This is a genomic window from Pseudarthrobacter sp. NamE5, assembly GCF_005796225.1.
GTDB lineage: Bacteria > Actinomycetota > Actinomycetes > Actinomycetales > Micrococcaceae > Arthrobacter.
The window spans coordinates 17,943-31,050 of record NZ_VAHO01000010.1; the positions used below are offsets into that span (position 1 = coordinate 17,943).

The 13,108-nt window shown below is 66.2% G+C and carries 11 protein-coding genes; 5 read left to right on the forward strand and 6 right to left on the reverse strand.

Translation table 11 applies throughout. From position 1 onward, the window contains the following. Positions 1–37: 37 nt before the first annotated feature. The gene (locus FDW84_RS19935) at positions 38–4,432 is read right to left on the reverse strand and encodes a rhamnogalacturonan lyase family protein (protein ID WP_305775691.1); all 4,395 of its coding nucleotides are present in this window, start codon (positions 4,430–4,432) and stop codon (positions 38–40) included. A 400-nt stretch (positions 4,433–4,832) separates the two neighbouring features. Beyond that, complete coding sequence (locus tag FDW84_RS12755; protein ID WP_138609912.1) at positions 4,833–5,267, reverse strand: DoxX family protein; 435 nt, start codon at positions 5,265–5,267, stop codon at positions 4,833–4,835. Positions 5,268–5,375: 108 nt separating this feature from the next. Between FDW84_RS12755 and FDW84_RS12760 the strand changes: the two genes are divergently transcribed. The 3 genes from FDW84_RS12760 (at position 5,376) to FDW84_RS12770 (ending at position 7,897) form a co-directional block, all read left to right on the forward strand. After that, complete coding sequence (locus FDW84_RS12760; protein WP_371419168.1) at positions 5,376–6,728, forward strand: MATE family efflux transporter; 1,353 nt, start codon at positions 5,376–5,378, stop codon at positions 6,726–6,728. Between the two features lie 117 nt (positions 6,729–6,845). Beyond that, positions 6,846–7,436: a hypothetical protein gene (locus tag FDW84_RS12765; RefSeq protein WP_138609913.1), complete on the forward strand. Its 591-nt coding sequence runs from the start codon at positions 6,846–6,848 to the stop codon at positions 7,434–7,436. A gap of 101 nt (positions 7,437–7,537) precedes the next feature. Beyond that, positions 7,538–7,897: a hypothetical protein gene (locus tag FDW84_RS12770; RefSeq protein WP_138609914.1), complete on the forward strand. Its 360-nt coding sequence runs from the start codon at positions 7,538–7,540 to the stop codon at positions 7,895–7,897. Positions 7,898–7,929: 32 nt separating this feature from the next. Here FDW84_RS12770 and FDW84_RS12775 read toward each other — a convergent pair whose 3' ends face one another. Next, complete coding sequence (locus FDW84_RS12775; RefSeq protein WP_138609915.1) at positions 7,930–8,475, reverse strand: CGNR zinc finger domain-containing protein; 546 nt, start codon at positions 8,473–8,475, stop codon at positions 7,930–7,932. A gap of 72 nt (positions 8,476–8,547) precedes the next feature. Between FDW84_RS12775 and FDW84_RS12780 the strand changes: the two genes are divergently transcribed. Further along, a complete protein-coding gene (locus FDW84_RS12780; protein WP_138609916.1) occupies positions 8,548–9,624 on the forward strand; it encodes an EamA family transporter in 1,077 nt (358 codons plus the stop codon). 132 nt (positions 9,625–9,756) lie between these two features. Here FDW84_RS12780 and FDW84_RS12785 read toward each other — a convergent pair whose 3' ends face one another. Then, positions 9,757–10,020: a WXG100 family type VII secretion target gene (locus FDW84_RS12785; RefSeq protein ID WP_138609917.1), complete on the reverse strand. Its 264-nt coding sequence runs from the start codon at positions 10,018–10,020 to the stop codon at positions 9,757–9,759. Between the two features lie 236 nt (positions 10,021–10,256). Here FDW84_RS12785 and FDW84_RS12790 point away from each other — a divergent pair, with 236 nt between their 5' ends. Then, positions 10,257–10,529, forward strand: a complete 273-nt coding sequence (locus FDW84_RS12790) for a DUF2277 domain-containing protein (protein WP_138609918.1) — start codon at positions 10,257–10,259, stop codon at positions 10,527–10,529. A 9-nt stretch (positions 10,530–10,538) separates the two neighbouring features. Here the strand turns inward: FDW84_RS12790 and FDW84_RS12795 are convergent, their stop codons facing one another. Together FDW84_RS12795 and FDW84_RS12800 are read right to left on the reverse strand one after the other, a co-directional pair. Next, on the reverse strand, positions 10,539–12,821 hold the full coding sequence (locus FDW84_RS12795; RefSeq protein ID WP_138609919.1) for a heavy metal translocating P-type ATPase: 2,283 nt from the start codon (positions 12,819–12,821) through the stop codon (positions 10,539–10,541). 26 nt (positions 12,822–12,847) lie between these two features. Beyond that, positions 12,848–13,087 (reverse strand): heavy-metal-associated domain-containing protein, encoded by a 240-nt coding sequence (locus tag FDW84_RS12800; RefSeq protein ID WP_138609920.1) that lies wholly within the window; start codon positions 13,085–13,087, stop codon positions 12,848–12,850. Between the last annotated feature and the right edge of the window lie 21 nt (positions 13,088–13,108).

Below are 13,108 nucleotides of genomic sequence, written 5' to 3' on the forward strand. Positions count from 1 at the left end.
CCGGGCGGCGGACGGGGCAGTGGAACCATCAGCGGTGTTAGCCGGCGGTGCTGTAAACGATGTCCGGCTGGCCCGGCAGCTCCATTCCTTCCCCGATATAGAAGCCGGGGTGCGGCGGCTGGTTGTACGAGATGTTCTCGCGTGCAACGGAGAGGCGGTACACCGGATCATGCATCAATGTCCGCAGCCGGACCTCGGTGCCGGCAGTGGTGGTGTAGATCCGCAGCTCGGTGCTGTCGGCCGAGGGCCATGCGATCTCCTCGCGCCAGTCACCCAGGAGGTCCGCCTGGATGGCCGGGGTCCCCTTGGTGCTGTTGTTGGACTTGGCACCCGTGGCGGTCAACAGGCGATCGGTGGATCCGGTGTTCCAGTTCCACTTGCCGATACTGGGTGTGCCGGAGTTCGTGGCAGGGTTCCAGTCGTGGTCCACGATTTCCCGCAGCAGGTCGCCGTCCCACCAGGCGAGGAAGTTGGCTGCCGGGATGGTGTTGGCGATCAGCTCGCCCTTGGCTGAACGAACTTGACCAACCGTGGAGTTCCAGGCGGCGTCGCCGCCGATGGCCCAACCTTCGGCGCCCGCGTGGCGGGGGTCGATGTCGCCGGCAGCTGCGCGCCCCGTGTCTTTGGCGGCCGGGATGCTCCAGATCACTTCACCGGTCCGTGAGTCGCGGAAAGTTGCGCCCCTGTTGCCGCTCGACCCCATATCCTCGTGCGCGGCGAAGGTCTCCAACCCTGGGCGGGAAGGATCCAGGTCGCTCGTGTGGATGGCGTCACCGTGGCCAAGGCCGGTGTTGTACAGCGGTTTGCCATTGTCATCGATGGTCATGGAGCCGAAGACGAACTCGTCCTTGCCGTCGGCGTCCACATCCGCTACTGACAGGTTGTGGTTGCCCTGGCCGCGGTACTGCGGGCCGGCAGCATCGGAATCGAAGATCCAGCGCTTGGTGATCTTGCCGCCCGCCAGGTCGTACGTGGCCAGCACGGTCCGGGTGTAATAGCCGCGGCTGAACATCATGGAGGGCCGTTCGCCGTCGAGGTAAGCAACGGCCCCCAGGAAGCGGTCCACACGGTTGCCGTACGTATCGCCCCAGGCCCCGACATCGCCGCGGGGCGGGTCATAGGCCACCGTGTCCATGACGGTGCCGGTGGCCCCGTGGAAGACCGTCAGGTACTCGGGGCCCGTCAGCACGTACCCGCTGCTGTTGCGGTGGTCGGCACCGGCGTTCCCGATTACCGTTCCCGCACCGTCCCGGGTGCCGTCCGCCGTCTTCAGAGCCACCTCAGCCTTGCCGTCACCGTCGAAGTCGTAGGCAAGCAGTTGCGTGTAGTGGGCACCGGCCCGGATGTTCGGGCCCATGTTGATGCGCCAGAGTTTGGTGCCGTCCATCTTGTAGGCATCGACATAGACCGTTCCCGTGTAGCCGGCCTGGGAGTTGTCCTTGGAATTGGACGGGGACCACAGCTGAAGGATCTCATAGCTGCCGTCGCCGTCGAGGTCGGCAACGCTGGAGTCGCCTGCAGAGTAGCTGTACGGCTGCCCGTCCTTCGTGTAGTCGTCCGCGGGCTTGTCCAGCTTGATGGACAGGTAATCCTGCGCCATCGGCGTGAACTCGGAGGTGGAGTGTTCGCCGCCGTTGCCCACGGTCTTGATGACGTACTTCGAGGACTGTGTTCCTGCGGGATCCAGGAACGTGGTGCTGCTGCGGATCGGCTCCTCGGTGAGCTGGACGCCGTCGCGGATCACGTGGAAGCCGATCTGTTCGGGGTCAAGGCCCAGCATCCGCCAGCTCACGCGGACTCCGCCGTCAGTGAGCAGGGCAACAGGAGCGCGGTCCAGCCGCTCCATCTGCCGGTTCACCACATTGACTTTTTCGGTTCCCACAACCGGGGAAGGTGCGGACTCGCCGCCCTTGTTTACCGTGGTGACCCGGTAGTAGTACTTGATAGTGGTCAGAACGGTGTAGTCCGTGTAGTTCACCTCGGCGGCGCGGCCCACAAAGTCGAAGGGTCCATCAGGAGAGGTGGAGCGATAGACGTGGTACGCGGCGGCGCCGGCCACCTTCTGCCACTTGAGGGTGACGCTAGTCTTTTCCACAGCCTTGACGTCCACCTTGCCTGTGGCTGCCGGGACCGGAGTGTCCGGGTCAACCAGGGCTGTTTCCACAGTGTTGGAGGGAACTGATTCAAGCCCGGTGTTGTCCAGGGCGGTGACGAAGTACTTGTATTTCAGGCCTGCGTACGCGGTGGCATCCCGGAAGGACGGAGCCGTGACGTTTTCCCCGATCAGCTGCGGCTCAGCCTCGTAGGAAGCTTGGCGGAACACCTTGTAGCCGGCGGCGTCGGTCACGGGGTCCCAGGCGAGGTCCACCGTGGGAGGTTCGGCTCCTGCATCCACAGAGACGGTGTGCAGGTTGGTGGGGCCGACCAGCAGCGGGGTAACCTCCAGGCCGTTGAGGCGCTGGCCGGAGCCGCTGATGGCCAGGTTCAGCTGTCCGTCAGAGACCAGGACCTGGTTGATGATCTTGGTGGCCGAGGATGCCCTGCTCGAGGTCACCTGGCCGTAGGGCGTACCCTCTGCGGCTACGTCCGTCCGGGTGGAGCCGATCCAGTCGCTGTGGTAGGTCTTCAGGGCGTAGGTGCCGTTGGGCACGTCGAGCTGGAATTCGAAGCTGGAGCCGCTGAGGACAAAGTCGCGCAGCAGGTTACTGGTTACGGCCCCGCGGTCCCGGTCGCTGAGCACCGAGACGTCCTTGAAGCCGAAGCCGCGTTCAGGAGTGTAGGGCATGGTCCGGTTGACCTCGGTGTAGCCGGCCTCCAGCGGCGCTCCCACCGGCCCGAAGTCAAACTTGTACTTGGCCTGTTTCGTGGTCACCGTGAGAGTGTCGCTGGGTTCCGAGAGGCCCTTGCCGTTCATGGCAGCCACCCGGACGTGGTAAGCAGTGCCTTCGGCGAGTCCGCTGAGGTTGGTGGTTGGCACGGTGGCGGTAGTGGTGAGTTTGTAGGCGCTGTCCGGTTCCGCAGCCAGCTTCCGGTACACCTTGTAAATGTCGGCGCCTTCAACAGGCTGCCACTTGAGCAGGGCGCCCGCGTTGGAGACGCTACCGGCCACCAGGTTCTGGGGCTTCGCAGGAACGGACGGCGGCGGCGCGATTTCCTTGACGCGCGATGCCAGCGGAACGCTGAGCTGCTTCACTCCGCTGGCAACGAGGCGGGCAATCTGGATTGCGCCGTATTCCTGGAAGTGGGTGTTATCGACGGTGCCCGCAGGACGGTTGGGGTAGACGCCTGCATCGACGTGGAGGAAGACAGACTTGGTATCCTCCGGGCCGATCTGGTCGTAGTAGGCCCGGCTTGACGCCGAGAGGTCCACCAGGGCCACGTTCTCTTCGGCCGCCAGTTCCTGCATCTTTGCCACGTACTCAGGGAAGCTGACGCGGAACTTGCCGGTGGCCTCGTCGAAGTCACGGCGCCCCACGGGGGTCACCAGGATCGGGACGGCGCTGCGCTGGCGGGCGCCGTGGACATACGTCCGAAGGTACTCCTTGTAGTCCGCGGGGGAGGCGTAGCGGTCGTCCACACCGACGGTCGCGTCGTTGTGGCCGAACTGGACCATCAGGTAGTCGCCGGGGTTAATAACCCGCAGAATTTCATCCAGCCGTCCCTGGGTGATGAAGTTTTTGGAGCTGCGGCCTCCGATGGCGTGGTTCTTGAAGGAGACGCTGCCCTCGAAGTAGCGGTCGATCATCTGGCCCCAGCCGGCCTGGGGTGCAAATCCGGGGTCGTAGGTCTGCACGGTGGAGTCACCCGCGAGGTAGACGCCGGGGTCCGTAGTGGCAGCCCGGGGAGCCCTTGCAGCGATCACCAGCGAGTTGATCTTTGCGGCCGTCCCGGTGAAATCCAGATTGAGCTGGCCGTCCACAAGGGAGATGGGGAACTCCATTTCCAGGTACTGCCCCGCAGGCCGGTCCGTGAGCTGGACCTTGGCCATCTTCTCCGCGGTGATGGCAATGTTGGTGGCTTCCGTGGCGTCACCGGCGATCAGCTTGACCGTGTAGTCGCCGTTCGGCAGGTCCACCAGGAAGGTGCTGCCCTGGGCCTGGACAAAGTCGGAGCGAAGGGAGTCTCCGGTGCCCCGGTCAACGCCGGAGGTGACAGCGGTATCCGTGAAGCCGAATTTTCCAGTCGGGGAATACTGCGTGCCGGCGCTTACCGCGGTGTACCCGTCCGCTGTGGCGCCCGGACCAAAGTCGAACTTGAAACCACTTCCCACCGGCGGCAGTGCCGTGTCGGCGTGGACCGGGGGCAGCCCGGCCAGTGCGATGGCAGCGGAGGCGGCCACGGCGGTGGCGGCTTTGGCTCCGGAGTGGACGAAGCTCCGCCGGGGTGGCTGGCCCTCCGGTTGAACAGGGATAGCTTGCGGTGGTCTGGTCACGGACATCTCCTTCGATGAGCGGTGGCAAGGCAGCCCGGCCATGGCTTGGAACGTTTCAACAAAGGCGCTCGCTTCCCCTGCGTGCGCGTTGGTGTGGCATTCCCGGGAGAGACCCGTGTGAACCTGAGACCTGGATGCGGTGATGCAGCTCGCACTGCACTAGAGATGGTTTATCAGCAGCGCCGCCCGGTTGGCAAGCGTTTTCCCAACTTTCCCGAACTTCGCCCGAATGACTGGAACTCGTCCGGGAGACCCTAGCGGGACGGCGCCTGGACGACGTTCCGGCGAGCTGGCGAAACCAACGACGGCAGCCCGGGCCGGTGCTCGCACCTTCGGTGCCGGTTAAACAGCGACGGCGGCCGGGCACCGAGACGCCAGGCCGCCGTCGAGCAGTAATTGGCTAGGCCAGCGCCGCCAGCTTGGAGTTGCGGCGGCCAAAAAGGGCGCGGTCCACGGACAGGCGGCCGGCGCCGGTAAGGGCCAGGGCGAAGGCCGCAGCGGCGAGAAGCAGCACCAGCTCGTAGCCGCCATTGGCGGCGAAGACGCCGGCGGAGGCGTGCACCAGGAGCAGGGCTCCCAGCATGTCCACGGCCAGGAGGGCGGCGACCACCCGGGTCAGGATCCCCAGGATCAGGGCGATGCCCCCGGCCAGTTCCAGCACGGCAACCGCAGGTGCCGCTATTTCTGCTGCCGGCACACCCATCTTGGCGAACGACGCCTGGGTGCCCGCGATGGTCCATTCGTTGAACTTCTGCCAGCCGTGGGCTGCGAAGAGGAAGCCCAGGACGATCCGTAGGACGGTGATGGCGGTGGTGGTAAGTCGTGATTGGTTCATCGTTCAAGTCTCGCGGATAAATAGTTGAAGAGTCAACTATCAGCGTCACAATGTGTCCCTTGTCATGCGCAGGCGGCTGCCGGCAAGAGGGCGGCTAGGCTGGGCATCGTGCCCCACTTGCCTGTCCCCGCTGCTGCTGCGCCCGCCAAGGGACATGGCCGCGAAATCCTCCGGCTGGCCATCCCTGCCTTTGGTGCGCTGGTGGCTGAACCGCTGTTCCTCCTGGCTGACTCGGCCATAGTGGGCCACCTTGGCGTTGCGCAACTGGCCGGCGTCGGGCTGGCGTCCGCCGTGCTGCACACCGCCGTCGGCCTGATGGTCTTCCTGGCCTACTCCACAACACCTGCCGTTGCCCGCGCCGTCGGTGACGGCCAGCTGGGCAAGGCGCTCGCGGCAGGGCGCGACGGCGTGTGGCTGGCCCTGCTGCTCGGCCTGGTTCTGGCGGCGGCCGGCTTCGTGGCAGCCGAGCCCCTGATCGGTCTCCTGGGAGCGGAGGGCGAAGTGCGGACCTTTGCCGTCGACTATCTCCGCTGGTCCACGCCCGGGCTGGTGGCCATCCTCCTCATTTTCGCCGGCACCGGGCTCCTTCGCGGGCTCCAGGACGCCCGCACTCCGCTGGTGGTGGCCACAGCCGGCTTTGGTCTTAATATCGTCCTGAATCTGTGGCTGGTCTACGGTCTCGGGTGGTCTGTCACAGGTTCGGCGGTGGGTACCAGTGTGGCCCAGTGGGTGATGGCCGGCGTCTACCTAATCATTGTGAGGCGCAACGCTGCCGGGTACGGCGTGGGCTTGCTTCCCAGCGTGCGGGGCATGCGCAGCATGGCGCGGGTGGGGTCATGGCTGATGCTGCGCACCCTCAGCCTCCGGATTGCCATCCTGGCCACAGTGCTGGTGGCCACCGCGCAGGGGGCCGTCAACCTTGCCGCCCACCAGCTGGCGATGACGATTTTTTCCTTCCTGGCCTTCGCCCTGGACGCCTTGGCCATCGCGGCCCAGGCGCTGATCGGCAAGGAGTTGGGGGCTTCCAACCCAGTCAAGGCCAAGGTCCTGACCCGGACCATGATCCGGTGGGGAGTGGGCTTCGGTGCAGTCACGGGTGCCCTCCTGGCGCTGGCCGCCCCGTGGGCCGGTGCGCTCTTCACCTCCGATCCCGAGGTGCAGCGGGTCCTGGCCCTTGCCCTGTGGATCCTCGCCGCAGGCCAGCCCATCGCCGGCTTTGTCTTCGTGCTGGACGGCGTTTTGATTGGCGCGGGGGACGCAAAGTACCTTGCCCTGGCCGGGGTGATCAACCTCGCAGCCTATGTGCCGTTGCTGGCAGCCGTGGCACTCTCGAATGCCTCGGGCGGGCCCGGGCTCGGCTGGCTGTGGGCGGTCTTTGCCCTTGGCTACATGGCCGCCCGCGCCGTGACCCTTGGCCTCCGTGCCCGATCCGACCGTTGGATGGTGCTGGGCTCTGCGTAGGGCCAGCCGGGCGGGACCCCCGCAGCACCGTGCGCCACGACCCGGCGGGGGCTGGGCAGGAACAGCGGGGGCAGGAACCAAGTTCTGCCAGGCACACGCCGCCACTAAACTGGATTGGTGACGCAACCAAGGACACCAGCAGGAACTGCTTTCGATTCCGGCCCCCGGCCTGACCTCTGGAAGCCGGTCCTGCTGCGCGCCGTGGCAGCCCTGCTGTTCGGCGCCGTAACCATCTTCTGGGCTGCTCCATCGGTGGAGGTCATGGGCTGGGCCGGCGGGCTCTACCTGCTGGCCACCGGCGTGCTCCTGCTCCGGGGCATTCCGGCAACTGGATTCCAGCGGGACGCCGCGCCGGGCAAGATGCTGTCCGCTGCGGGCGCGGTGCTTGCCGGGGCTGGGCTGTCTGCGGTGCTGCTGCACGGGGACCTGCTGTTCGGCGTGGTCGCGGCTGTGGGCCTGGGTGTTGCGGGGGCGCTGGAGCTTTTCTGTGGACTGACGCAGCGCGGCCGGCATGTGCTGGCCCGGGATTGGATTACCTCCGGAGCCATAGGCCTTGGCACTGCTGCCATCCTGCCGTTTTTCATCCATCTGGGGGCGCACGCCCTGCTGGGAGTGGTCGGCGGAGGAGCAATTATCACGGGTGTCCTGTGGGTCCTCTCGGGCCTGACGCTGCGGCACGATGCCCCAAGGACCGCGCAGAAGCCGTAAACTAGGAGAGCGCGGTTCTACTCCTTGTAGAAAATTGGCCGGGCAAACACCGCAACACGTAAACCAGGACGGCCCCGTGCCGCCTGCAGGGAGGAATTACCGTGGCAGACCAGCATCCAGGAAAACCGCGCGATCTGCGGACCTCGGTGAAGGGCCCGCTGATGTTCTCCGCGTTCTTTGCCGTGATCGCCTTTGTGGCCGTCCTGATCTTCGCTTCCGGGGGCAGTGCACGTGCGCCCCGTTTCGACCTGGCTTTCACCTCCGCCGGCATTGCGTTCATCGTCACCCTCGTGATTGCCGCGATGCTGTCCATGAGCTACAAGGACAACGCTGAACACCTGGGCAAAGGATCCGGCGTGAACCTCAGTTCAGCGCGGAAACCGACCCACGGGTTCGGGCCCGCCGGCCATCAGGACCCGCCTTCCCCGGCCGACGGTCCGGATGCCCGGAGCGGTCACTAGCCCCGCCGCATCACGCGCCGGACCTGCCGGCCCTACCCGGCGGCCGCCTGGCGTGCGCGGTACGCAGCGACGTGCGCCCGGTTGGCGCAGTTGCCGGTGTCGCAGTACCGCTTCGACCGGTTCCGGCTGAGGTCAAGCACCGCTGCGTTGCAGTCCTCAGCCTCACAGGTGCGCATCCGGTCCATCTCCTTGCCGCGGATCACGTCGGCCAGTGCCATCGCAGCTTCCGTGCTCATCCTGTGGACCAGGGGAGCTTCCGGTGTGGTGGCGTGCAGGTGCCAGTCCCACTGGTCGTGCTTGACCAGTTGCGGCAGCGCCCGTGCCTCGCGCAGCAGGCGGTTCACCGTTTGGACGGCGGCATCTTCATCCGCCGTCCATAGTTCCGCGAGCTGTTGGCGCAGCTGACGCACGCTTGCCAGCTCCTCCCCGTCCCGGGTGCGGGAACCGCTGAAACCTTCGGCCGCCAGGAAATGGTCCAGGTCTTCCGGAGTGGCAAGCGCCTCGCTTCCGTTCGCGGCTGAATTGACCAGGTTCACCACAGTGCGCAGCGCCACCTCGGTGTCAGGGGCAAAAACCATCTTGACTCCTTACAGTGCCGTCGCGTACTGTCATGATCATAATCCCACTTTACTCCTGACAGGAGGCGATCAATGTCCGCTGCCGCCAACAGCACGCCCAGCCAGGCGCCCGCGCGCAGGAGCAGCTTCCTCGCCTCCGGCCTGGGGGTGGCCCTGTTCTCCTCCGCCGTCTTCGGCCTGTCTGGATCGTTCGCCAAGTCGCTGCTCGAAACAGGATGGTCTCCGGGAGCGGCGGTCACTGCCCGGCTTACCGGGGCCGCCCTGATCCTCGCCGTGCCGGCGCTGCCCGCCCTGAAAGGACGCTGGCACCAGCTCCGGAACAACTGGATGACCATCGTGCTGTTCGGCCTGATAGGGGTGGCAGCCTGCCAGTTGTTCTACTTCAACGCCGTGGCCAGGCTCTCCGTTGGCGTGGCGCTCCTGCTTGAGTACCTCGCCCCCGTGATCATCGTGCTGTGGCTGTGGGCCGCGAGCCGGAAACGGCCCCGGGCGCTGACCTTCGGTGGAACCCTGCTCTCGCTGGGCGGCCTGGTCCTGGTCCTGGACCTCACCGGCGCCGTCACTGTGGATCTGGTGGGGGTCCTGTGGGGCGTTGCCGCCGCAGTGTGCCTCGCCATGTATTTCTTCATAACCGCCAAGGAGAACGACACCCTGCCGCCCATCGTGCTGGCCTCCGGCGGGCTGCTGGTGGGTGCCGCAGTGATGTGGCTTGCCGCAGCCACGGGGCTGCTGCCAATGGCGTTCAGCACCGCGGACACCAGGCTGGGTCCCTGGGTTGCACCATGGTGGGTTTCCCTGGCCGGGCTGGTGGTCCTGGCAACGGTACTGGCCTACGTGTCCGGGATAATGGCCGCCCGGGCGCTGGGTTCCAAGGTTGCATCCTTTGTGTCATTGACCGAGGTCCTGTTCGCCGTGATCTGGGCTTGGCTCCTGCTCGGTGAGCTGCCGGGGGCCATCCAGCTCCTCGGCGGCGTACTGATTGTAGGCGGAGTAATCCTGGTGCGCCTCGATGAACTGCGGGGGCCGGCGGCCGTGACTGAAGAAGGGGCCGCTGCAGACACGGGCAAGTCGCCGGGGGCAGGCAAGGCGGCGGCACTTCCGGCGGCGTCACCGCTGGAGCACGCGAACGACGTCGAACCCGTACCTTAAGTGGGACTGGCCGCCGTTCGTGCCGCAGCAGCGGAAGAGGGCAGTAATTAATCGGGAAGGGGACCGGACACCATGCGGGTGTCCGGTCCCCTTCCCTGCACGGGCACTGCCAGGGCTGTGCAAGCCGTAAGGTCAGCGGGACGCGTTGTCCTGCTCCTCGGCGTTCTTCCTCGCCTGCGTGCCGGCTTCCTTCAGTGCTTCTGCAACTTTGGTCAGCATGGCGGTGTGGGTGCCGGACCACTCATTGCGGAACTTGTCTGCGTCCGGCCCCTCCCAGTTCGTGCTGCTCAGGGCCTTGGTGAGAGTGGACTTCTGCGTCTCGATTTCGGACGCACCTGCCTGAAGCTTGCTGCCCAGCTGACGAAGCTGCTGAACGTCTGCACCCCAAATAGCCATCAGTTTCTCCTTGTGTGGTCATTGGAACCGAACCAGATCGGCGCCCCCAGCGGTCCCCGGCTGATCCGGAAGATCCATTGCCTAAACCTACCCGGCCTTCAAGGACACCGTCGATGGGCACCACTGCCCATGGCGAACTCCCCAAGGACGGCGCCCCCATGGACAGGGTGCCGGACCAGTGCTGCAACCTGCAGGAGGGGGTCGATCCCAGGCGGTCCAGAGCCTAGCATTGCACTATGTGCCGGAACATCCGAACCCTCCACAACTTCGAACCGCACGCCACCTCCGAGGAAGTGCACGCCGCCGCACTGCAGTACGTGCGCAAGATCAGCGGCAGCACCAAGCCGTCCAAGGCGAACCAGGAAGCCTTTGATGAAGCAGTCCACGAGATCGCCCACATCACCCAGCACCTCCTGGACTCCCTGGTCACGCAGGCCCCGCCCAAGGACCGGGAATCCGAGGCGGCCAAGGCCAAGGCGCGGGCAGCTATGCGGTACGGCGCAGCCTGACGCCTCCGCCTACCTGCCGGCGGGCTGCTTTCCGAAACTCCGCAGCCTGAGCGAGTTGGCAACCACGAGGACCGAGCTGGCGGCCATGGCGGCGCCTGCGATCATCGGGTTGAGCAGGCCGAGGGCGGCCACCGGGATGCCCACGGCGTTGTAGAAGAACGCCCAGAAGAGGTTTGTTTTGATGGTGGCCAAGGTCCGGCGGGACAGTTCGATGGCCTGCGCCACCTGGGCGAGGTCGTTGCCCATTACGGTCAGGTCGGCCGCTTCGATGGCAACGTCCGTACCGGAACCCATGGCAATTCCCAGATCCGCCTGCGCCAGGGCGGCAGCATCGTTCACGCCGTCGCCCGCCATGGCCACGATGGCTCCCCCTGCCTGCAGCCTTCGCACAGCCTCGACTTTCCCCTCCGGCAGGACCCCGGCATAGACGTCATCCTTGGCAATGCCGACGGCGGCCGCCACCTGCGCTGCCACGGCAGCGTTGTCGCCTGTGAGCAGGACGGGGCGCAGGCCCAGCCGCTTCAGGCGTTCAACGGCGGCGGCGGAACCTTCCTTGACGGTGTCGCGGAGGCTGATGATGCCGGCAACGGCGCCGTCCACGGCAACCCAGATGGCAGTGGCTCCTGTGGCTTCCGCCAAGGCGAGCTCCTGCTGTTGCCCGTTTGTCAGGATGATGCCGTTCTCCTGCAGCCAGCCCGTGCGCCCTGCCGTGACGTGCCTGCCCTCAACGGTCCCCGAGACGCCGCCGCCCGGCGCTGACCGGAAGCCCTGTACGGCCGGAAGCGGGCCGTCGTCGTCCGTTTTATCCGCTGCCGCAGCAGCAATGGCGTGCGCCACCGGATGCTCCGACGCCGCTTCCACGGCACCTGCCAGCCGCAGCACCTCCCGCTCCCGGAACCCGTTGAAGGCGGCTGTAGCGTCAACCGCGAGGATGCCGGTGGTCACCGTACCTGTCTTGTCCAGGAGGATGGTGTCAACGGTCCGGGTGTCCTCCAGGACCTGCGGTCCCTTGATGAGGATGCCCAGCTGGGCACCGCGTCCGGTTCCCGTCAGCAGGCCCACCGGAGTGGCGAGTCCGAGCGCGCAGGGGCAGGCAATGACCAGGACGGCGACGGCCGCCGTGAATGCCGGGCGCAGGTCACCGCTGCCCAGGTCCGGTCCCGCGAAAAGAAGCCACAGCACGAACGTCAGCGCTGCGATGGCGAGGACCACCGGAACGAAGACGGCGCTGATGCGGTCCGCCAGCCGTGCGATGGGTGCTTTGCCGGTCTGGGCCTGGGACACCAGCCGTGCGATCTGGGCCAGCGTTGTATCGGAACCCACCCGGGTGGCACGCACCAGGAGGCGGCCCGAGGTGTTGATGGTGGCGCCGGTGACTTGGCTGCCCGGGCCTACTTCCACCGGCACAGATTCGCCGGTTACCAGGGAGGCGTCCACGGCGGAATTGCCGTCCGTCACCACGCCGTCGGTGGCGATCTTCTCCCCGGGGCGCACCACCAGGACATCGCCCACCTGGAGTTGGCCGGCGGGGATCCGCTGTTCGCTGCCGTGCCGCAAAATGGTGGCATCATTGGCGCCCAGGTGGAGCAGGGCCTGCAGGGCGTCGCCGGCTTTCTGCTTGGCGTTGGCTTCCAGGTACCGGCCCAGGAGCAGGAAAGTGGTGACGACAGCGGCCACCTCAAAGTAAAGGCCGCCCGTCTCCATACCCTCCATGCCGGGGTGCTCCGTCATGCGGGGATCTGCGAGCAGCTGCCAGCCGGAGAACAGGTACGCGGCAGCAACGCCTATGGATACCAGGGTGTCCATGGTGGATGCCAGGTGCCGGGCGTTGATGGCGGCTGCGCGGTGGAACGGCCAGGCGGCCCAGGTGACCACCGGCAGTGCCAGCAGTGCCGCCGCCCAGCCCCAGTGCGGGAACTGTGCTGCGGGGACCATGGAGATAAGGAAGACGGGCACGGTCAGTAGTGCCGCCAGGATCAGCCGGGGGCGGAGCTGCGCTGCTCCATGGGCATCAGCATCTTCAGCGGCTCCGGCACCGGCTGGCGGCTCCGGAGTGCGGACCGCAGCCTTGTAGCCCGCAGCGTTGACGGTATCCACCAGCTGCTGGTCTGTGATGCCGGCGGGAACTGTTACGGAGGCTGACTCCAACGGAAGGTTTACCGAAGCGTGGACGCCGTCGATCTTGCCGAGTTTTTTCTCCACCCTGTTGACGCAGGAGGCGCAGGTCATGCCTTCAATGTCCAGTTCCACCACCCGGATTCCGGGATCGTGGAGAAGTTCCTGTTTGCTCATCGGGCTCCCCGAATACAATGCCGGTGCTAGGCCCGATTGGCGACGACCAGGTAGCCGGCCTCGGCCACGGCCTCGCCGATTTCCGAGGGTGACAGTTCCTTGCTGGAAGTGATGGTCACGGTGGAGATGCCTCCGGCGTTCAGGTCCACGTCCACTGCTTCGACCCCCGTCAGGGCCTCGAGTTCTTCGGTGACGGCCGATACGCAGTGTCCGCAGGTCATCCCGGAAACGCTGACGGTAGTGGTGGTGGGGGAGGTGGTGCTCATGGCTTGCTCCTTGCTGGCTTG